This window comes from Paraburkholderia sp. RL17-337-BIB-A (genome assembly GCF_046025895.1).
GTDB classification, from domain to species: Bacteria; Pseudomonadota; Gammaproteobacteria; order Burkholderiales; family Burkholderiaceae; genus Paraburkholderia; species Paraburkholderia fungorum_C.
The window spans coordinates 1,394,285-1,415,627 of record NZ_JARESY010000002.1; the positions used below are offsets into that span (position 1 = coordinate 1,394,285).

A 21,343-nucleotide genomic window follows, 5' to 3' on the forward strand; every position below is an offset into this window, starting at 1 on the left:
TGATCACCTCGCGAACCTGACAGAGCCTTTCCGTCCATCATGATCGCCCACTTGGCCTGCTGGTGCCAGTGCATCTCGCGCACGCCGTTGGCCGCGAGACGCATGCTGACGCCCGAGATGTCTTCCGAAATCGCAAAGTCGTCCTGCGTCATTTCACCTGCCCATCCGCCGTTCTGACAGCGCGTGTGCGCGTTGTTGAACGAAATCCAGAAGAGCGGCATGCCATTCACGTCGGCCGGCGGATTCTGGAACGATGGGAACTGGTCCGCGAGCGTCGGGTTTTGCGCGCACGGGTCGCTCAGGCTGGTAGGGCGCTTCGCGTTGATCTGGCCTTCGGGCGGCCGGTCCGGGTTGCCGGACGAAACTGCTTTGCCGGTGGCGGCCACGCCGAGGGCGGCCCCCGATGCAGTAGCGCCGACCAGAACTTTGCGTTTAGACAGATCAGTCATCGTGAATCCTTTACCTGTGATTAAAGCGCGATCGATAAGTTGATTTGAGTTACTGCGTAGTGTGTATAGATAATCAGGATGCTTAATCTATATAAATCGGGAGCGCGGTTTTTACGGACCGGTCAAAGCCGGTCAGGCCGCATCCTCAATTCGGTTCGCGAACGTCACCTGGCGCCTGGTGAAGCGCAAGCGGATTGAAGGGAATCGTCTGTTTCGAGGTCGGCAGATCCGCCGTGCTCCAGCCCCCGCCCACTGCGCCAATCAGCCCGACAGCTGCCTGTAGTTGACGGGTCTGCACCTGAACGCTCGCAAGCTCGCTGCTCAGTGCGGCAGCCTGCGCGACCGTCACACTGAGGTAGTTGTCCAGACCGTTGGTATAGAGGCGCAGCGCGAGATCCTGCACCTTGAGCGCAGCCGTGAGCGCATCGTGCTGCTGGGTGTTCTCCGAGACAAGACTGTTCGTCAGCACGAGCTGGTCTTCGACCTCGCGAAACGCCTCCAGCGCGGTCGCGCGGTAATTGTCTACGGCCTGCGTGAACGCCGACTTGCTCTGCTGTTCCTCGGCTCTGCGCAGCCCGCCCTCGAACAGCGGCAGCACGGCCGATGCGCCAACCGACCAGAGGCTGTTGGGCAGGGAAGCGAGGCCGCCGAAGGCGTCGTCCTCGAATCCCGCATTGGCGCTCAACTGAATGTTCGGATAGAACGCCGCGCGCGCCACGCCGATCGCCGCGTTTTCTGCCGCCATTTGCCGCTCGGACTGTGCGATATCGGGGCGCCGTTGCAGCAGGGCGGAGGGCACGCCCACCGGAATCTTGGGAGTCGCCAGGGATGCCAGTCCTTCGGCGGGCAGGCTGAAGGTCGACGGGTTTTCGCCGGCGAGCACGGCGATCGCGTGTTCGAGCACGCCGCGCTGTGCCTCTATGTCGGTATCGGCCGCCTGTGCCGTGGAGAGCTGGTTCTGAGCCCGCTCGACGTCGAGGCCGGCCGCAATCTTCCCGGCAAAACGCAGCTTCGTGATCTTGAGCGCTTCGTCGTAATAGGCGAGCGTTTTCGTATAGACCGCATGCTCCGAGTCGAGCCCCCGCAGCGCCATATAGTCATTGGCCAGTTCGATTTCGAGGCTCAACCGTGCTGATGCAACCATCGCGGCAGTGGCCTGGGCGTTGGCCTTCGCATAGTTGGTCCGATTCCGGATCTCGCCCCAGAAATCCGGCTCCCACGACAGGGCCGCCTGGTAGCCGAGCGAAGCTTCCTCACTCGTCCCGGCTCCGACGGCGCGGAACAGTCGGTGCTCGGATTGGCGGTTCCGCGATCCATCCGCTTGGGCGCTCAACTGCGGAAACAACTGCGAGCGGGCCTCGCCCACGATATCCCGCGCCTGAGTGTAGGTTTCCTCCGCTGCCTGAAGATTGGGGTTGGCGGCATTCAGGCTCGCTTCCAGATGATTGAGTTGTTCATCGCCGAACATGTTCCACCAGTCACCCTGCGTGAGCTGCGCTTCCGGACGCGCGAGCGCGAAGGGCCCCGTTCCTTTGTAACTGGCGGGCAGCGCCATGTGCGGCGGCGTATAGGTCGGCGCAAGACTGCATCCGGCAAGCGGACCGAGCAGCATCACGAGCGTGGCGACGGCAAGACGGCGACGAGGATTGAAGTAACGCATCATTTCGGCTCGCTCGTGGCAGCTGCGACGTTGCCTTGCGGATTCCCGCTTGAATGCGCCGGCTCGGATGCCACAGTTCGGACTTCCGCTTGCGGCGCGACGCCCGGTACGCCGCTGACGATTTGCACTTTCTCGCCCTCAAGGGTGCCCGCGGAAGGATTGGCGACGAAGCGGTCGGTGGGTTTCAGACCAGAGAGCACCTGAACGTTCTGGCCAAGATTCAGCCCGAGCTTGACGTTCTGGAGGTGCACCCTGTTATCCGAATCGATGACCGCCAGCTGCATGCCCTGGTCGCGGAACAGCAGCGCCTGTTCGGGCACGACGAGCACGCTCTGGTTGGTGGGCACGACAAACCGAACCGTCGCATAGGTGCCTGGCCAGATCAGATGATCCGGGTTTTCAGCCACCAGTTCCGTGACGACGGTTCGCGTCTGCGGGTTGAACGCATTGGCGGTGGTCTGGAGCGTCGCCTTGAACTCGCGGCCCGGATACTGGGCCAGCGTGAAGGTCGCCTCGAGGCCCGGCTTCAGCATGTCCGCATAGTCCTGCGGCACGGAAACGAAGAGCCGCATCTTGTGTATATCCGCTACCGAGAACAGCTCATCCGCCGTCCCCCGGGAACCGACGTCACCGCCCGCGGCGTTCACATAGTTGCCTACGTCCGTGTCGCGCGAGGTGACGACGCCGTCGAAAGGCGCCACGATATTCTTGAACCCCTCCAGCGCGTGGTAGCGCGCGAGGTCATGCTGGGCTGCCAGCACTTGAGCCTTCTTCGCCGCGGCATCCGCGACTTTCACGTCCACCTCCTCCTGCGCGACGGCTTCCGTACCCGCAAGCGCCTTCCAGCGCTGCGCCGTCACATCGGCAAGCGTGCCGTTGGTTTTCGCCACGTCAAGATTCGCGACCGCCGTCTGGTATTGCTCGTCGACGGTAGGCGCGTCAATTGTGGCGAGTAAGGTGCCGGCCTTGACGGACGCGCCGTAATCCACGTACCACTTGTGCACGTAGCCGGAAACCTGCGCATAGATCGGGGCGGTGTACCAGGCCTTGATGTTGCCAGGCAGCGTGACCGTTCGCGTAGCGGGCCCTGACATAGGCGACATCACCTGAACCTGCGGTACGGACTCCTCGTCGGAGACCGATTCAAGATCGGTGACATTGTCGTGGCGTTCGACGATGCCGTAGACAACAAGGCCGGCAAGAACAAGCGCGGCGATCGCGGCGGACCATTTGGGTCGGAATCGGCTCGGGGCCGCAACTTCGCGATTTACGTTCATACAAGGGACTCCGTGGCTTTTTTGTCGTTGCGATGCATCATCGCGAATACGCAGGGAACAAAGAGCAAAGTGGCGAACGTCGCGACGAGAAGTCCACCAATGACTGCGCGTCCGAGCGGTGCGTTTTGAGTATTGCTCATGGACATCGGCAGCATCCCGATGATCATGGCGAGGGCCGTCATCAGAACCGGGCGGATACGGGCGTATCCGGCTTCGATGGCCGCGGCGATCGCATCACCGTGTTCCGCGAGGCGCTCACGGGCATACGACACGACAAGGATCGAGTTGGCCGTCGCCGTGCCCATGCACATGATTGCGCCCGTCAGCGCAGGTACTGAACCGGTCGTATGTGTGAGGAAGAGGCTCCAGACAATGCCGGCGAGCGCCCCTGGCAATGCCGTGATGATGATGAAAGGGTCGAGCCATGACTGGAAATTGACGACGATCACGAGATAAACCAGCAGCACGGAAAGCGCCAGTCCCCCCAGAAGTTGCACGTACGCGCTGTTCATCGTCGTAGCCTGGCCGCGCAGGTGCACGCTCGCGCCATGCGGCACCTGCGAATTCATCTCCTTCACGACCTGTTCGACCTGATCGTAGACAGCGCCGAGGTCGCGCCCCTGGTTGCTAACGTAGATATCAATCGAGGGCAGGATGCTGTAGTGGGACACCAGCAAAGGCGTGCCCGTTTGCGTTACGGTGCCGAGTGCACCCAGCAACTGCGGCTGCGGTCCTCCTGCATTGCCGCCGTTGCCTTGATTGATCGGAATTGTCTCGAGGTCGTTCATCGACGCGAGCTGGTCTTGCGGCGTCTGCATGTTGACGAGATGCGAGACACCGTTGGTCGTGTCGAGCCAGTACGTCGGCGCCGTCTGCCCGCTGCCGGACAGTGTCGCAAGCGTGTTATTCGCGATGTTGGCTTCGGTCAGGTTCATACCGGAGGCAAGCGAGCGGTCCGCGGCAATCCTCAGCGTCGGTTCGTTGAACGCCTGTTGAATGTTGACGTCGGCGGCGCCCGGAATCTTGCGGATGCGTGCAGCAAGCGTCTGGGCGAAGGCCATGTTCTGCGCTTGTCCGCGGCCCGAGATCTGCACATCGATTGGCGCGGGCAGGCCGAAGTTCAGGATCTTGGCCGTGATGTCGCCGGGCAGGAAGGTAAATATCGTGCCGGGAAACAGCTTTGGCAGTTCGCGGCGCAGCTTGAACCGGTAGTCGTCCACGGGCGACTGCTCGTTCTTCAGACTGATCGTGATGTCGCAGTCCTGCGGACCGATCGTGCCGTCGGAGGTATAGGCCAGGTTGAGGCTGCTGGAGGGCAGGCCGCAGTTATCGACCAGATTGGCGACCTGGCCCGGCAGAATCTTCCGGATTTGGGCATTGGCGAGCACCGCGATCTTCGATGCATCTTCAAGCCGCGTACCGATCGGAGCGCGCATGTGCATATCGATTTCGCCCGACTTGATGCTTGGGAAAAAGTCACGGCCGAGGAAAGCGACCAGACTCATCGACGCAACCGCAAAGGCAACGAAGCCTATGATGAAGCGCTTGCGATGAAGCACGGCGGCGGTCAGCACGTCCCGGTATTGATCGCGAAAGCGCAGGAAACCCTGCTCGAAGCGTCGCTGAAACCGGGTGAAAAAACCCGCATTGGCGTTGTGTTCATGCCCGTGCGCTTTCACCTGGCCGCGCAGCAGCCATGCGGCCATCGTCGGCACCAGCGTGCGCGAGAGGATGAACGAGGCGATCATCGCAAAGATGATGGCTTCGGCAAGCGGACGGAACAGATACCCTGAGATGCCGTCCAGCTGGAACAACGGCAGCCAGACGATGCAGATGCACAGCGTCGCGACGAGCGTCGGCACAACGATCTGGTTTGCCGCCGTAATGATTCCCTGCTCCAGCTCGGCGCCCCCTTCGAGGTGGGAATCGATGTTTTCGATCATGACGGTCGCATCGTCGACCAGAATACCGACCGCGAGCGCCAATCCGCCAAGCGTCATGACATTGATCGTCTGCCCGGTATAGTGCAGTACCAGGATCGAAGACAGGATCGCGAGCGGAATCGATGTCGCGACGATCAACGTCGAACGCCAACTGCCGAGAAAGAGCAGCACAGTCAGCCCTGTCAGGATCGCTGCCGTGATCATCTCCTGAACCACCTCTGCCACCGAATCGCGCACGAACCCCGAGGCATCGTTGAGCGGCGTGATCTTCACGCCCGCTGGCAGCGTCCGGATAATGCCGGGCAGCGCCTGCTTGATACCCGCCACCACGGCGAGTGTCGAAGCGTTGCCGCTCTTGAAGATCTGGATCAGCACCGACTGCTTGCCTTTCACCAGCACCGCGTTCGTCTGCGGTGGCGCCCCGCGATGCACGTAGGCGACATCGCGCAGATAGACCGTCGCGCCGTTGACCGTCTTGATCGGCATGTTGTTGAACGTCGGCACATTGAGAGGCGTCGAATTCGTTTCAACCATAAAGTCGAGTCCGCCAATCTTCTGGTCGCCCGCGGGAAGTACCACGTTCTGCGACCTGAGCGCCGCCGCTACATCGGCGGCCGAGAGGCCGTGCGCCAGCAGCTTCGTCTGGTCCAGATCGATTTCGACGTTCAAAGCAGCGCCGCCATACGGATTCGGAATCGAGACGCCCGGCACGCCCACCAGTTGTGGCCGCACCAGGTTAGACGCCATGTCGTACACCTGCGCGGCCGTCATGTTCGGTGCGGAGACCTGAAGATCCAGCACCGGGACCGAGGACGCGTTGTACACCAGCACTTGAGGCGGCGTGATGCCCGCCGGCATTTGCTTCAGCACGGTCTGCGAGATAGATGCGACCTGGGCCTGGGCAGCAGCGATGTCGGTGCCCGGCTGAAAGAAGATCTTCACGATGCCGGCACCGTACAGGGACTGGCTCTCGATATGCTCGACGTTAGCCACCGTCGCGGTCAAGGCTCGCTCGTAGTAGTAGACCACGCGGCCGGACATATCCTGCGGGGACAGGCCGTTGTAGTTCCACACGACCGCGATCACCGGGATGCGGATGGCGGGAAAGATGTCCGTCGGCGTCTTCAGTACGGCCATCGCGCCGAACAGGATAATGAGGATGCTCATCACCACGAAGGTGAGGGGGCGGCGCAAGGCAACCAGGACAATGGCGTTCATGTAAAGGTGTCTGTGTCGGATGAGCATTGCGTCGGCGCCCTGGTCCTGCGGGAACCGACGAGGTGTGTAAGCAGAGGCCATGATCGCGGGCGCAGCATAAGCGAACGACACCACGCAGATTAACTTTTATTTAGGTAGTGTTTTGCGCAGTGCTGTTGCATGCCATCAGACGGCAAACTGGCGTCACGCGATGGAGCGCTGCGGCGGTGGTCAGCGCAAGAGAAGCTGGCGATGGTGCGAGAGAGATTCGAGCCGGGCAACAGCCCGCGAACTCGGAAGCCAATGCGGCGAGACTTTGGGCGTCGCCGAATAGCCGCCAGGAACCGGCGCGGTGACAGTGACCGCGGGCGACGCTCGCACTGCGCCTAACCGCGTCCGCTTCCGCCGTGGGCACCTGCGCTCACGTGTCCTACCCCGGCGCGTCCCATCGCGCCGAAGCCCGGACGCCCGCTACTGAACTCTGCGCGACCGAAGCCTTCAGGGCCGATTCCGCCGAACCGGTTCAATCCGATGCCCGGAGCCGGATGCGATCCGACGAATTGTCGCGGCGACACCGCAGGCAGATGCGCGTACGCCGCGCCGTACATGCCGCGCATGCCGTAAGCGCCGTGGGGAGGATTGAAACCTTCGTTGTCGTGAAAGTGATTGGCGTCGATGAGACTGCGGTTGTGCCACACATACCGGCCGCCATTGAACCATACCGCCTGATGATGCCAGTCGGTTCTCCAGTGTCGCCAGCCCCATCCGTAGCCGCCGAAATATCCCAAATCGAATCCAACGCCGAACACGATTCCCGGCCCATCAAGGTAGAGGTCCGGATCGCCATACCAGCCTGGCCAGAGCGCCACCGGCACGCCATACACGAGCGACGGATCGTATTCGGGCACGTACACGACTGCGGGATCGGTGGGCAGGATGCTGATCAATCCACCATCGTTCGTGACCGTTTCCTGTTGGTTGATTTTCAGGTTACCCGCTGTGCTGGCCTGCTGCCGCATCGTCTGGATGGCCGCCATCAATTGCTGTGGCTGGCTCAGGTACGCGTCGCCAAGCGAGGATGTCCAGACCACATTCTGGTCCATGTTCGCGAGCACGGCGGGAAATCCTGTAAGCGCCTTGACGCTGGCATCCCAGACCTGCTGATCGACTTGAGCGGCCAGCGCGTCCCCCGTCAATTGGGAATTCGATTGCATCCAGCGGTCCGCTGCGACGATTTCCGCCACATGTGTGGCCGCCGCGAGAATTTGTGCGACCAATGGGTCCGGATACAGCGCGATGGGAGCAACAAGTTGCTGCAGCTCTTCAGGCGTGCGCTGAATCGTCGCGGACTGCGGGACTAGTGCCTGATTATCCTGATCGGCGAACGCATGGGCCGCCATCCCGAATGCGATGCATAACGGCACAACGATTGAGAAGACCCGTTTCATCAACTTCATGGAATCTGTTCCGATTTTGCAATCTGAGATCCCTACTGTAGGCAAATGAAGTGGCCTGGAACTGACTCGATGATGAAGTTTTTGTTATTTTCTTTCAAGCATTGATGTCGTACACCTCAAGCCAGGCAACGGATAGACGGTTGCTAGGCCATATCTATTTGCGAACGCCAACCTTGCGCCCGTGGAGTCTGGCCAGTTGTAATTGCAAAATATCGCCAGGACAGGTTTATTTACTTAGGACAGGTTTGATTTACGAGCAACCACAAAGCGCCTTTCCAGATACCTTGCATCTGGAAAGGCGATCCATTTTTGTTATCACCCCCTCCAATACACGGATTGTTAGCGCATCGCACCGCTCGTATATTTGCTGAACCAAAGCAGAAGCCTCACGGACAGCAGAAATACAACAACTGAAAGGCAAGCCGCCGAGGCCTGCCACAGGAGCACAGCGATGAATCGAATCGATCTGGAAGGAAGGGTTGTCGCCATTACCGGCGGCGCGCGCGGCATTGGCTACGCAGTGGCTCAACGGGCGCTGAACTCAGGCGCGTCGGTTGCGCTATGGGACATCGACGCCGAGCGCCTCGCGCGCAGCCTGCGCGAACTCAGCGGACTGGGCAAAGTAACGGCCGTCACGGTCGAACTCACCCAGGAAGTCTCAGTGGATCAGGCGGTGGCGCAAACCGTTGCCGCCCATGGCGCGATCGACGTGTTGATCAACTGCGCCGGCATCACCGGCGGTAACGGCACGACGTGGGAACTCGACCCCGAGGTCTGGCGCCGCGTGATCGACGTGAATCTGATCGGCCCCTATCTCACCTGCCGCGCCGTCGTACCGCAAATGCTCAAGCAGGGCTACGGACGGATCGTCAATATTGCTTCGGTGGCCGGTAAGGAGGGCAACCCGAACGCCTCGCACTACAGCGCGTCCAAAGCCGGGCTCATCGGCTTGACCAAATCGCTCGGCAAAGAGCTTGCGACGAAGAACATCCTCGTCAATGCGGTCACGCCCGCAGCGGCCAAAACGGAGATCTTCGATTCGATGTCGCAGCAGCATATCGACTACATGCTCTCGAAGATCCCAATGAACCGGTTCCTGTTGCCGGAAGAGGCGGCCTCGCTGATTCTCTGGCTCTCTTCTGAAGACTGCGCGTTCAGCACCGGCGCGGTGTTCGATCTGTCAGGCGGTCGCGCTACTTACTGAGTCGTCACCGCGTCACCTGGACCGTGGCGGTAGCAGTAGCCATGCAGAAGGTAGAAAAATGCAGAGCGCGACCCGCATGCTCTGCGAAGGAGACGACATGAATCCGCATTCGCCCACGTCACTGGAGGCGATCAACAGAAAGGTCATGCGCCGGCTGTTGCCGTTCCTGCTGCTGATGTACGTGTTGGCGTTTCTCGACCGTGCCAATATCGGCTTCGCGCAGAAAGCGTTGCAGCACGATACGGGTTTGTCCAATGCGGCTTTTGCCTTCGGTGCGGGCGTGTTCTTCGTCGGCTATGCTTTGTTCGAAGTACCGAGCAATCTTCTACTGCATAAGGTCGGCGCGCGTGCGTGGATGTGCCGGATCATGGTGACATGGGGGCTCGTCTCGGCGGCGATGTGTCTTGCGCATACGCCGACGGCGTTCTACTCACTGCGTTTTCTGCTTGGTGTCGCCGAAGCAGGTTTCTTCCCCGGCGTGATCTATTACCTGACCCATTGGTTTCCACAAGCGGCGCGAGCGCGCGCGGTGGGCGTGTTTTATTTCGGCGCGCCGCTGGCGTTCATCTTCGGCAGTCCGCTGTCGGGTTCGCTGCTCGAATTGCACGGCACGATGGGTTTGGCCGGCTGGCAGTGGCTGTTTCTGATCGAGGGAACGTTGGCCTCGCTGGTCGGCGTATGGGCGTTCTGGTATCTCGACAACCGCCCCGAAGACGCGCGCTGGCTCGACGCAGAGGAGCGCACCCTGTTGCGCAGCGCACTGGACGACGATGCGCGCGCCGCCTCCTCTCATGGACCGCATCATATTCTCGCCGCGCTGGTGGACCGCCGTGTGTTGCTGCTCTCGGCGATCTATCTGCTGATTCAGATGAGCGTCTACGGCGTGATCTTCTATTTGCCGCAGCAAGTGGCCGCTTTGCTCGGCACGACCGTCGGCTTGCGCGTGGGCCTCGTGGCCGCGTTGCCCTGGCTGTGTGCGTTGGCCGTGACGTGGTACGTGCCGCGTCGTGCGGATCGCACGGGTGGTCACCGGCGCTGGGCGGTGGCGCTGCTGGTGCTGGCAGGCCTTGGCATTGGCGCCTCGGGGCTCGCGCATAACCCGTCGATCGGTTTGATCGCGCTGTGCTGCGCGGCCAGTGGTTTCATCGCGGCGCAACCGCTGTTCTGGACATTTCCGACGCGCTACCTCACGGGGGCCGCGGCGGCAGGCGGGATCGCGTTGATCAATTCGCTCGGCGGCCTTGGCGGATTCATTGCGCCGAGCCTGCGCACCGCGGCGGAACGGGCGTTTTCGTCGACCTCGGCAGGGCTGATCGTATTGGGCGTGTCGAGTCTGCTGGCGGCGCTGATGATCGGCACGTTGTTGCGCCGTGACGGTACAGATTCAAGCTGGTCTTCCCAACACTTACTGCACCGCGCCCGCTAGGCGCATTTTCGGCTGTACGTTCTGCGCACCAACAACGGAGCCCTTTCCATGGCCATGCCTACTATCCGGCACGTGCGTGCCTTTATCGTCCGCGGCGGCGGTGCGGACTATCACGATCAACCCGGCGGACACTGGATCGACGATCACATTTCCACGCCGATGGCGCGCTATCCGGAGTATCGCCAGAGCCGCCAGTCGTTCGGTATCAATGTGCTCGGCACGCTGGTCGTCGAGATTGAAGCGAGCGACGGCACAGTCGGTTTCGCGGTCACGACGGGCGGTGAGATCGGCGCATTCATCGTCGAAAAACATCTCGCGCGCTTTCTCGAAGGCCAGCTTGTTACCGACATCGAGAAGATGTGGGATCAGATGTATTTCTCGACACTGTATTACGGCCGAAAAGGCGTGGTGCTGAATACGATCTCGGGCGTCGATCTCGCGTTGTGGGATTTGCTCGCGAAGGTCCGCAAGGAACCGGTGTACCAACTATTGGGCGGCCCGGTGCGCGACGAACTCGTGTTCTACGCGACTGGCGCGCGTCCGGATCTGGCGAAAGAGATGGGTTTCATCGGCGGTAAATTGCCGTTGCAGCATGGTCCCGCGGAAGGCGAGGCCGGTCTCAGGAAGAACCTGGAGAAGCTCGCCGAGATGCGTAGCCGCGTCGGCGACGACTTCTGGCTGATGTACGACTGCTGGATGAGCCTGGACGTGCCGTATGCCACGCGGCTCGCGCAGGCGGCGCACGAATACGGTCTGAAATGGCTCGAAGAATGTCTGCCGCCGGACGACTACTGGGGTTACGCCGAACTGCGCCGCAACGTGCCACGCGGCATGATGGTGTCGACCGGCGAGCATGAAGCGACGCGCTGGGGTTTTCGCATGCTGCTGGAGATGGAGTGCTGCGATCTGATTCAGCCAGATGTGGGCTGGTGCGGCGGCATGACCGAACTCATCAAGATCTCCGCGCTTGCCGATGCCCACAATGTGATGGTGGTGCCGCACGGTTCATCGGTGTATAGCTATCACTTCGTCGTCACGCGGCACAACTCGCCGTTCGCCGAGTTTCTGATGATGGCGCCGAAGGCCGATGAAGTGGTGCCGATGTTTACGCCGCTGCTGCTCGATGAACCGGTCCCTGTGAACGGACGGATGAAAGTGCCGGACACGCCGGGCTTCGGTGTGCGATTGAATCCGGAATGCGCGCTGGTGCGCCCTTATCCGCGATGAATGCTCGATGATTGCGTGGTGAATGCGCTTTGATGAATGCGCGGTGAACTCAGGCCCAACCTGCAAGACCGAGTATTGACCCAGCCAACAGGAGAATGACGTGTTGCTCAAGGACAAGGTCGTGATCGTCACCGGCGGCTCGCGTGGCATTGGCCGCGCGATAGCGGTTGCGTGCGCAACCGAAGGCGCGGATGTGGCGATCAACTACTGGGGCGATAACGACGCATCTTACGGGCGCCGCTCGGCCGTTGCGGAAGTAGTCGGCGAAATTGAAGCGTTGGGGCGACGTGTGATCGCGATCGAAGGCAACGTAGCCGCGCGCGAAACCGGTCACGAACTCGTTCGCCAGACCGTCGAGGCCTTCGGCAAAGTGGACGTGCTCGCGAGCAATGCCGGCATCTGCCCATTCCATGCCTTTCTCGACATGCCGCCTGAAATATTGGAGTCGACGGTGGCAGTCAATCTGAACGGCGCGTTCTACGTCACGCAGGCCGCCGCGCAGCAGATGAAAGCGCAGGGTACGGGCGGCGCGATCGTGGCGACGAGTTCGATCAGCGCGCTGGTAGGCGGGGGCATGCAAACCCACTACACGCCGACCAAGGCGGGTGTGCATTCGTTGATGCAGTCGTGCGCGGTGGCATTGGGGCCATACGGCATTCGCTGCAATTCGGTGATGCCCGGCACGATCGCCACCGATCTGAACGCGGAAGATCTCGCCGACGAAGCGAAAAAAGCCTACTTCGAAAAGCGCATTCCATTGGGCAGACTGGGCCGCCCGGAGGATGTGGCCGACTGCGTGGTATTCCTCGCTTCTGAGCGCGCGCGTTACGTAACAGGCGCCGCGCTGCTGGTGGACGGCGGCCTGTTCGTCAACTTGCAGTAACGCGCGATGCCGACGTCAATGAACCGGTGCGGAGACGATCACAGGCGTGGCTTCAGTTACGGCGGAATCGTCGCGAGCGAGCTTGCGCGAGAAGCCGCGCAGCAAATCGATAAAGCGCAGCGCCGGTTCGGCAAGGGCTTCTTCCTTGCGCGTGAGAATGCCGAAGCCGGCGAGGCTCTTGCCGATTTCGAGCGGCAACGCGACCAGCAGTTTGCCGCGCACATGATCGCGCACCACCGACTCGGGCAGCATGGCCACGGCGTCGTAGTTCTCGAGCAATTGCAACGTGGCGAAGATCGACGCGCACTCGGTCAGATTGACTGGCGTCGCAAGGCCGGCACGCGCGAGTTCCTCTTCGAACAGCACGCGCGCCGGGCTCGTTACCGGTTGCGCCACCCACGGCCAGTCGATCAGCTCCCGCAACGTGATGCGCGAGCGCTGCGCCAGCGGATGCACCGAACGCACCACCAGCAGCAACGTCTCGCGGGCGAGCGGCTCGAAACTGAAATCGTTGTGTTGCAACGGATTGGTCAGGCGTCCCAATGCCAGATCGACTTCGCGGCGATGCAGCAATTGCACGACCTGGTCACTGGTTTCGCCAAGAATGCGCACGTTCAGCAAGGGGCTTTCGGTTTTCAGGGCGCCAACCGCCATGGCCAGCAGATCGGGCGCGGCGCCCATGATGGCGCCGACGGTCAATTGTCCATGCCCGCCGCGGCGTTTGACGTCGAGGTCTTCGGCAAAGCGGGTCAACTCGGCCAACGCCCGCCGCGCATACGCCAGCGTGACCACGCCGAGCGGCGTGGGTGTCATGCCGCGCGCGTTGCGCTCGAACAGCAGGAAGCCGAACGCTTCCTCGATGTCGCCGAGCATGCGGCTCGCGCTGGGTTGCGCGACGTTGATCGCCTCGGCGGCTTGATGGAGATTGCGCGCGTCGTCGAGCGCGACGAGCAGTGCGAGGTGCTTGAACTTGAGCCGATTGACGAGTGCGATGGCAGCTGAGTGTTGGCTCATGGTTCCCGGTGCGATTCGGTTTGTGGATCGCTCAATCCCAACAACGGATTGAGATGCTATCGACGCAGGAATTATAGTCGTATCAGTCGCTTCTCATAGAAAGCGCCCGGATACGACGGGAGACAGGCCGCAATGGAAACAATCGCTTTCCGGATGGTGCTCAACCCCGGCATGCGCGAGGAATACGAACGACGTCATGCGCAAATCTGGCCCGAGCTGGTTGATGCGTTGCACAACGCCGGTGTGCGCGACTATCGGATCTTCTTCGACGCGGACTCGGATCACCTTTTCGCCATTCTGACGCGCACCACGAATCACACCATGAATGCGCTGCCGCAACTTGACGTGATGCGCAAATGGTGGGATTACATGGCCGACATCATGCAGACAGCCCCTGACCATACACCGCTTCAGCAACCACTCGAGCCGGTCTTTCATCTGAATTCACTTAGCTGACATTGCAGACTTTGCTTGGGCCTTATGGGCGGAGGGTGTCGCATGCAGGTTGTCGATTCGCATATCCACTTGTGGGATCTGAAGACGCATCGCTATCCGTGGCTGGAAAATCCGGGTGTGTCGTTCGTGGGGGACGCGCGCGAGCTCAAGCACGACTATCTGCTCGACGACCTGCTCGCTGAGGCCGGCGATATCGACGTGCTGAAACTGGTGCACGTCGAAGCGAATCACGATCCCGCCGATCCGGTCGAGGAGACCCGCTGGCTGCAATCCATTGCGGATCGTCCGGCGTCGCGCGGCATGCCGAATGCGCTTGTCGCCGCCGTGGATCTGTCCGCGGCGAACGCACCTGAAATACTTGAAGCGCATGCGTCGTTCGCCAATACGCGTGGCATCAGGCAGATCCTGAACGTGCACGAGAACAAGCTGTTCGATTACGTCGGCCGCCATTTCATGCGCGAGCCGCAGTGGCGCGACCATTTTGCGTTGCTGCGCCGTTACGACATGTCGTTCGATCTGCAACTGTATCCGTCGCAGATGGAAGAAGCGGCTGCGTTGGCGCGCGCGCATGGCGAGACGATTTTTATCATCAACCATGCGGGCATGTTCGTGGAGCGCAGCAGCATTGCCGGTTATCGCGCCTGGCGTGACGGGTTGCGACTGCTCGCGGGTTGCAGGAACGTCGCGGTGAAGATCAGCGGACTCGCAATGTTCGATCATCAGTGGACGATCGAAAGCCTGCGGCCTTATGTGCTTGAAACGATCGACACCTTCGGCGTGGAGCGCGCGATGTTCGCGTCTAACTTTCCGGTCGACCGGTTGTTCGGCTCTTATGCGGATTTGTGGCACGCGTATGCGTCGATTGTGGATGGCGCGAGCGTTGCTGAAAAAGAAGCGCTGTTTTGCCGTAACGCGGAGCGCTTTTATCGTATCTGACCTGGCGGACCGGACTCAAACGTCCTGACCCAGCGGACCTGACTCAGCGAACCTGACCTAGCGAACCTGACTCAGCTCACCCGACACAGCGCATCCGACGCACACTCGAAAGCGAACAGGAAGGAGACACGTAGTGCAGCAATCCCCAACCGCGGCGCCCAGGCTCGAACTCCGGAACGCCAGCAAATCCTTCGGCCGGGTCCGTGCGTTATCCGACGGCGATCTCGCGTTGTGGCCGGGCGAAGTGCATGCGCTGCTCGGCGAAAACGGCGCGGGCAAATCGACGGTCGTCAAGATTCTCGCGGGCGTGCATCAGCCGGATACCGGCGAGCTGCTGGTTGACGGCGTGGCGCGCCGTTTCGCCACGCCCGCGGAAGCGCGCGACGCGGGCCTCGCGGTGATCTATCAGGAGCCGACGCTGTTCTTCGATCTCTCGATCGCAGAGAACATCTTCATGGGACGGCAACCCGTCGACCGGATCGGCCGTATTCAATACGACGCCATGCGCCGCGAGGTGGATGGCTTGCTGGCCTCGCTCGGGGTCGATCTGCGCGCGGATCAACTGGTGCGCGGTTTGTCGATCGCCGATCAGCAGGTGATCGAAATTGCCAAGGCGTTGTCGTTGAACGCGAACGTGCTGATCATGGACGAGCCGACCGCCGCCTTGTCGCTGCCCGAAGTGGCGCGGCTCTTTGCGATCGTACGCAAGCTGCGCGAGCGCGAGGTGGCGATTCTGTTCATTACGCACCGGCTCGATGAAGTCTTCACGCTAACGCAACGCGTAACGATCATGCGCGACGGTGCGAAGGTATTCGACGGCCTTACCGCCGATCTCACCACCGAAGCCATCGTGGCAAAGATGGTGGGCCGTGATCTGGAAACGTTCTATCCCAAGGCCGACCGGCCGCCGGGTGAAGTGCGCCTGTCAGTGCGTGGACTCACGCGCGTGGGCGTCTTCAAGGACATTTCCTTCGACGTCCGCGCCGGCGAGATCGTCGCGTTGGCGGGTCTCGTGGGTGCGGGCCGCAGCGAAGTGGCCCGCGCGATCTTCGGCATCGATCCCCTCGACTCGGGCGAAATTTTCATAGTTGGCAAGCGTCTCGCCGCGGGCAGTCCGGCCGCGGCGGTGCGTGCCGGCCTCGCGCTGGTACCGGAGGACCGTCGCCAGCAAGGGCTGGCATTGGAGCTGAGCATTGCGCGCAATGCCTCGATGACCGTGCTCGGACGGCTCGTCAAACATGGCCTGATTTCCACCCGCAGCGAAACGCAGCTGGCCAATCAGTGGGGCACACGCTTGCGTCTCAAAGCGGGCGATCCGAATGCGCCGGTCGGCACGCTTTCCGGCGGCAATCAGCAAAAAGTCGTGCTGGGCAAGTGGCTCGCCACCAACCCGAAAGTCCTGATCATCGACGAACCTACGCGCGGTATCGACGTCGGCGCCAAGGCGGAGGTGTATAGCGCGTTGGCGGAACTGGTGCGCGACGGCATGGCCGTGCTGATGATTTCGAGCGAACTGCCGGAAGTACTCGGCATGGCCGATCGCGTGCTGGTGATGCACGAGGGCCGTATTAGCGCCGATATAGCGCGCGCTGAAGCCGACGAAGAACGCATCATGGGCGCCGCGCTCGGCCAACCGATTCCCCCGTTGGGACACGCCGCATGATGCGCCATTCGCCAACTCATCCCGCGCCGGTTCGGGCACCCGTCCCCAAGCGTACCGGCAGCGCGCCAGGCGGCTTCGTCGCGAGCATTGCCAGGAGCCGCGAGACGACGCTTTTCGTCGTGCTGATCCTGTTGATCGTGGGCACCGGGCTCGCGAAGCCGCAGTTTCTGAATCTGCAGAATCTGCGTGACGTGCTGCTCAATGTGTCGATTATCAGCTTGCTGACAGCCGGCATGACGGTCGTGATCCTGATGCGGCATATCGATCTGTCGGTGGGGTCGACGGTCGGCGTGAGCGCCTATGCGGTCGGCAGTCTGTATGTGGCGTTTCCGCATATGCCGGTGATCGTCGCGTTGCTGGCCGGACTTGCGATCGGTCTGGTGGCGGGCGGGATCAATGCGTTGCTGGTCGCCGTGGGACGCGTGCCGTCGCTGGTGGCCACGCTCTCCACGCTCTACATCTTTCGCGGCGCGGATTACGCGTGGGTCCACGGCGGGCAGATCAATGCAACCAGTTTGCCCGATGCGTTTTCCCGTCTCGCCACCGGTACATTCTTCGGCATACCGACGCTCGCGCTCATCGCGATCGTCGTGCTGGCGGCGTTGGCTGTCTACCTGAAGCAGTTTCGCGGCGGACGCGAACACTACGCGATCGGCTCGAACCCGGAGGCGGCACGGCTTGCCGGCGTGAACGTCGAACGTCGCGTGATGGCGGGCTTTCTGCTGTCCGGCGCGATTGCCGGCTTTGCGGGCGCATTGTGGCTCGCGCGCTTCGGCACCGTCGATGCAAGCACGGCAAAGGGCATTGAGTTGCAGGTGGTTGCGGCTGCCGTGGTGGGCAGTGTCGCGATCACGGGTGGTGTGGGCACCATTCTCGGCGCCACGCTCGGCGCGCTCGTGCTGGGGGTGATCAGCATCGCGCTCGTCGTGCTGCACGTCTCGCCATTCTGGGAGCAGGCGATCCAGGGCGCGCTGATCGTCGCCGCGATTACCGCCGATACCTTGCTGGCCCGCTCCGTCGCCAAACGCATGATGAGGAAGCGCGATCATGGCTAAACCCGATTCCGCATTGCTCGCGCGTAAACGCGAAACGCCGTTGCAATGGGAAGTGTTGCTGGTCATCGTGCTGGCGCTATCGCTCGCACTCGGGCGCTGGTTGTCGCCGGTGTTTCTAACCAGTGCGAATGTCAGCAACATCCTCGCCGATCTGACCGAGATCGCGTTGATGGCGCTGCCCATGACGCTGATTATCGTCGCCGCGGAAATCGATCTTTCGGTGGCGTCGGTGCTGGGCGCGTCCAGTGCGCTAATGGGCGTGCTGTGGCATATGGGCTTGCCGATGCCGGTGGTGATCGTGCTGGTATTGATTGCCGGTGCGTTGGCGGGCTTGCTGAACGGGCTCGTGATCGTGAAGCTCAATCTGCCTTCGCTTGCGGTCACGATCGGCACGCTGGCACTGTTTCGCGGTCTCGCGTATGTGCTGCTCGGCGATCAGGCTGTCGCGGATTTTCCGGCGGGGTATACGGCGTTCGGCATGGATACGGTTGGCTCGACCTTCATTCCGTTGCCGTTTGCGATCGTGATCGTCGGCGCGGTGCTGTTTACGGTGTTGCTGCAGTCCACTGCATTCGGCCGCAGCCTCTACGCAATCGGCGCGAATCCCACCGCCGCGGCGTTCTCCGGCATCGAAGTCGCGAAGATCCGGCTGCGGCTGTTCGTGTTGTCCGGCGCGATGAGCGCGCTGGCCGGCGTCGTCTATACGCTGCGCTTCACCAGCGCGCGCGGCGATAACGGCGAAGGGTTCGAATTGTCGGTGATCGCGGCGGTGCTGTTCGGCGGCGTGAGTATTTTCGGTGGACGTGGTTCGATGTTCGGTGTCCTGCTGTCGCTGCTGATTATCGGCGTGTTGAAAAACGCGCTAACGCTAGATGATGTATCGAGCGAAACGCTGACGATCGTCACGGGCGTCCTGCTGTTGGCATCGGTGCTGATTCCCAATCTGGTTGCCCGCTGGCGGGCGGCGCGTGACCGGCGTTTCATTGCGAAGTCCGCTTCTTCTTTATAACGTTCTTCTTAAAACCGGCTCCAGAAGAAACACCAGACATCGAATACCAGATACCTACAACCCGGACAGGTTTTCGTCCAACAACAAAGCAGGAGACGCCTTATGTTCAATCCTCTACGTCACACCGGCAAAGCTGCGCTGTGCATTGCCTTGGTCGCGCTCAGTTGTGCCGCGTCGGCAGCGGGGCTGAAAAGCGGTCTGAAGATTGCTTTCGTGCCGAAGCAGATCAATAACCCATACGAAGTGATTGCCGACGACGGCGGCATGGCAGCGATCAAGGAGTTCGGCGGCGTGGGCAAGGTCGTGGGGCCCTCGGATGCCGGCGCGTCGTCGCAGGTGCAATACATCAACACGTTGATCACGCAGCGGCAGGACGCGATCGTGATCGCGGCCAACGACGCGAACGCCGTCGTGCCGTATCTGAAGAAAGCGATGTCGCAAGGCATCAAGGTCGTGACCTTCGACTCGGACACAGCGCCCGAAGGCCGTCAATTGTTCGTCAACCAGGCGAACGCGGAAGGTATCGGCCGGGGGCAGATCCAGCTGGTGGCGAAACTGATGGGCGGCGAGGGCGAATTCGCGGTGCTTTCGGCTACGCCTAATGCAACCAATCAGAACACGTGGATCAAGTGGATGCAGGAGGAGTTGAAAAAGCCCGAGTACTCGAAGATCAAACTCGTGAAGATCGCGTACGGCAACGACGACGACCAGAAGTCGTTCGTCGAAACGCAAGGCTTGCTGCAGGCGTATCCAAATCTGAAGGCGATCGTCGCGCCGACTACGGTCGGCATCGCGGCAGCGGCGCGTTACATCTCGTCGTCATCGAGCAAGGGTAAGGTGCAGGTGACCGGCTTGGGCACGCCGAACCAGATGCGTGCGTTCGTAAAGAACGGGACGGTTAAGGCGTTCCAGCTTTGGGATCCGAATCAGCTTGGCTATCTGGCGGGTTATGCCGCTGCGGCGCTGTCGTCGGGGACGATCAGCGGCAAGGAAGGCGAGTCGTTTGATGCGGGCAAACTCGGCAAGCGCACGATCGGACCGCAAGGCGAAATCATTCTCGGACCGCCGACCACGTTCGATTCGAGCAATATCGACAACTTCAATTTCTAGGCAGCGAGCCGGGCGCCGCGACGCCGGGCATTGCTACGCAAAGTGCGCGGCGCGAGGCAGAAGCTTTCGTATTGCAAGCCTTTGGAAATTTTGGTGTACCTCGACTACAGCGGCCCCGTCTGATCAATCGACGACGGGGCCGCTCGTTTCTCAATCGCGCCGTCGCAGATCGTGCGACGAGCCCGATCCTGGGCTGATCGGTTCCATCCGCCAGAATGCAGGTACAGGATATGCATGTGAAGCGACCGATCCGGAATTGCTTGCGATAGGCGAACGCGGCCCTTTCACACGACTTTGGACCGATACGATAAATTGGCAAATTGACCTTGGGCGTAGTTGGCCCGAACTGCTATCTTGAGTAAGAGTCGTTCGGACAGCGGATGGTCGTTGATACAGCAGTCGATGGTCGCGGTCTTCGGCGAGAACGAAAGCGACCCGTCGCGGCGAGCGCCGAACGAGCGGAAAAAATTCCTGCCAAGAGGTGCATGATGACCGAAGTTACCTGGCTTGTTGTGGCCGACGGAGGCCGCGGGCGTGTTTTCCAGGCGCCGGGACTCACACTCGACTTGCAGGAAATCGAAGATCTCATCAACAATGAATTTACCGGCACGATGCTGACGGAAAAGGACCGGCTAAAATTTGCAAAGCGGGTATCCGATTATCTGGAAGAAGGGCGGCTCCATCAGCGCTACGCTCGGCTGAGACTCGCCATGGAGTCGAAATTTCTCGGCATGGTCAAAGCAAATCTGAGTGAGCAGACCCGTCGATTGATATTCGAGCAACTAAGCGAGGATCTGTCGGCACTCAATACGAAAGAAATCGAGGCCCATCTGCGGCGGCACTGACTGGCCGCCTTCGGTCGCAAGACTTACGCGCTGGTTTCGGAGCCGGGCGGTTCTTCGACATCGCGAAACCAGCTTTCTGCGTGAGCGCGGTCGGCAACCCAGGAGCGGGACTGCGGCGTGTTGAACTCACGGTCGATGAACCGGCGCCCCCATTCGACCCCGTCTCTTGTCGCTTCTTCTTCAGTGAGCCACTCGGGTTGAACGGTCTCGGGGCGAACACTGACAACCGTGCGATCGCCGCGAGTCACGTTCACCCTTGCGATCCAGGCGCCGCGCTGGTTGCGCTCAGGGTGCACGGCGATCTCAAACTCGCCGTAAGAAGCAGTGCTTGCTGGCATCGTTTTCTCCTTTGCAGCGTTCGATGGGTATCCGTCCACAATCCGATGCGTGATCCTGAACACCATCATGCCGCAATTCCAGCATTCCGGGAGTGCGGATATCAAGGCGCAATGGCAATCCGATAGACGTATTTCACCAATATCCAGCATCGGAGAAAACCGGCGTTCACATCGTCGTGACTTGCTCGTAGACT

17 protein-coding genes and 1 pseudogene are annotated in these 21,343 nt (G+C 61.2%); 11 read left to right on the forward strand and 7 right to left on the reverse strand.

Going from position 1 to position 21,343, the window contains the following annotated elements; all coding sequences use genetic code 11:
• Window positions 1-26 precede the first annotated feature (26 nt).
• The 5 genes and pseudogenes from P0D84_RS27150 to P0D84_RS27170 form a co-directional block, all read right to left on the reverse strand.
• Window positions 27-449, reverse strand: a pseudogene (locus P0D84_RS27150) (cupin); the annotation flags it as partial.
• A 145-nt stretch (window positions 450-594) separates the two neighbouring features.
• Window positions 595-2,112 carry an efflux transporter outer membrane subunit gene (locus P0D84_RS27155; protein WP_408341735.1) on the reverse strand — a complete coding sequence of 506 codons (1,518 nt, stop codon included), beginning with the start codon at window positions 2,110-2,112 and terminating at the stop codon, window positions 595-597.
• Window positions 2,109-3,386 (reverse strand): efflux RND transporter periplasmic adaptor subunit, encoded by a 1,278-nt coding sequence (locus P0D84_RS27160; RefSeq protein WP_408341736.1) that lies wholly within the window; start codon window positions 3,384-3,386, stop codon window positions 2,109-2,111. Before P0D84_RS27160 ends, P0D84_RS27155 begins: the two co-directional genes overlap by 4 nt.
• On the reverse strand, window positions 3,383-6,547 hold the full coding sequence (locus tag P0D84_RS27165; RefSeq protein WP_408341737.1) for an efflux RND transporter permease subunit: 3,165 nt from the start codon (window positions 6,545-6,547) through the stop codon (window positions 3,383-3,385). The genes P0D84_RS27160 and P0D84_RS27165 overlap by 4 nt, the downstream gene beginning before the upstream one ends.
• Before the next feature lie 365 nt (window positions 6,548-6,912).
• Window positions 6,913-7,983 (reverse strand): DUF3300 domain-containing protein, encoded by a 1,071-nt coding sequence (locus tag P0D84_RS27170; RefSeq protein ID WP_408341738.1) that lies wholly within the window; start codon window positions 7,981-7,983, stop codon window positions 6,913-6,915.
• Between the two features lie 451 nt (window positions 7,984-8,434).
• On the opposite strand from P0D84_RS27170, the gene P0D84_RS27175 reads away from it, so the two are divergent.
• The 4 genes from P0D84_RS27175 (at window position 8,435) to lra1 (ending at window position 12,723) form a co-directional block, all read left to right on the forward strand.
• On the forward strand, window positions 8,435-9,187 hold the full coding sequence (locus P0D84_RS27175) for an SDR family NAD(P)-dependent oxidoreductase (protein WP_408341739.1): 753 nt from the start codon (window positions 8,435-8,437) through the stop codon (window positions 9,185-9,187).
• A 97-nt stretch (window positions 9,188-9,284) separates the two neighbouring features.
• Window positions 9,285-10,613 carry an MFS transporter gene (locus tag P0D84_RS27180; protein WP_408341740.1) on the forward strand — a complete coding sequence of 443 codons (1,329 nt, stop codon included), beginning with the start codon at window positions 9,285-9,287 and terminating at the stop codon, window positions 10,611-10,613.
• Between the two features lie 48 nt (window positions 10,614-10,661).
• Window positions 10,662-11,840 carry an L-rhamnonate dehydratase gene (gene rhmD / locus P0D84_RS27185; protein WP_408341741.1) on the forward strand — a complete coding sequence of 393 codons (1,179 nt, stop codon included), beginning with the start codon at window positions 10,662-10,664 and terminating at the stop codon, window positions 11,838-11,840.
• 100 nt (window positions 11,841-11,940) lie between these two features.
• Window positions 11,941-12,723: an L-rhamnose 1-dehydrogenase Lra1 gene (gene lra1 / locus P0D84_RS27190; protein ID WP_408341742.1), complete on the forward strand. Its 783-nt coding sequence runs from the start codon at window positions 11,941-11,943 to the stop codon at window positions 12,721-12,723.
• A gap of 15 nt (window positions 12,724-12,738) precedes the next feature.
• Here lra1 and P0D84_RS27195 read toward each other — a convergent pair whose 3' ends face one another.
• Entirely contained in the window at window positions 12,739-13,737 is a 999-nt protein-coding gene (locus P0D84_RS27195; protein WP_408341743.1) for a LysR family transcriptional regulator, read from the reverse strand.
• 132 nt (window positions 13,738-13,869) lie between these two features.
• Here P0D84_RS27195 and rhaM point away from each other — a divergent pair, with 132 nt between their 5' ends.
• The 7 genes from rhaM (at window position 13,870) to P0D84_RS27230 (ending at window position 20,811) form a co-directional block, all read left to right on the forward strand.
• The gene (gene rhaM, locus P0D84_RS27200; RefSeq protein ID WP_408341744.1) at window positions 13,870-14,193 is read left to right on the forward strand and encodes an L-rhamnose mutarotase; all 324 of its coding nucleotides are present in this window, start codon (window positions 13,870-13,872) and stop codon (window positions 14,191-14,193) included.
• Window positions 14,194-14,235: 42 nt separating this feature from the next.
• Window positions 14,236-15,129, forward strand: a complete 894-nt coding sequence (locus P0D84_RS27205) for an amidohydrolase family protein (protein WP_408341745.1) — start codon at window positions 14,236-14,238, stop codon at window positions 15,127-15,129.
• A gap of 133 nt (window positions 15,130-15,262) precedes the next feature.
• Complete coding sequence (locus tag P0D84_RS27210; protein WP_408341746.1) at window positions 15,263-16,792, forward strand: sugar ABC transporter ATP-binding protein; 1,530 nt, start codon at window positions 15,263-15,265, stop codon at window positions 16,790-16,792.
• Window positions 16,789-17,847, forward strand: coding sequence for an ABC transporter permease (locus P0D84_RS27215; protein ID WP_408341747.1), 1,059 nt, complete (start codon window positions 16,789-16,791; stop codon window positions 17,845-17,847). The genes P0D84_RS27210 and P0D84_RS27215 overlap by 4 nt, the downstream gene beginning before the upstream one ends.
• Window positions 17,840-18,856: an ABC transporter permease gene (locus P0D84_RS27220; protein WP_408341748.1), complete on the forward strand. Its 1,017-nt coding sequence runs from the start codon at window positions 17,840-17,842 to the stop codon at window positions 18,854-18,856. Before P0D84_RS27215 ends, P0D84_RS27220 begins: the two co-directional genes overlap by 8 nt.
• 102 nt (window positions 18,857-18,958) lie before the next feature.
• Complete coding sequence (rhaS, locus tag P0D84_RS27225) at window positions 18,959-19,966, forward strand: rhamnose ABC transporter substrate-binding protein (protein ID WP_408341749.1); 1,008 nt, start codon at window positions 18,959-18,961, stop codon at window positions 19,964-19,966.
• A 485-nt stretch (window positions 19,967-20,451) separates the two neighbouring features.
• Window positions 20,452-20,811 (forward strand): host attachment protein, encoded by a 360-nt coding sequence (locus tag P0D84_RS27230; protein WP_408341750.1) that lies wholly within the window; start codon window positions 20,452-20,454, stop codon window positions 20,809-20,811.
• Window positions 20,812-20,834: 23 nt separating this feature from the next.
• On the opposite strand, the gene P0D84_RS27235 is transcribed toward P0D84_RS27230, so the two are convergent.
• Window positions 20,835-21,299 (reverse strand): DUF6566 family protein, encoded by a 465-nt coding sequence (locus tag P0D84_RS27235; RefSeq protein WP_408341751.1) that lies wholly within the window; start codon window positions 21,297-21,299, stop codon window positions 20,835-20,837.
• Window positions 21,300-21,343 lie beyond the last annotated feature (44 nt).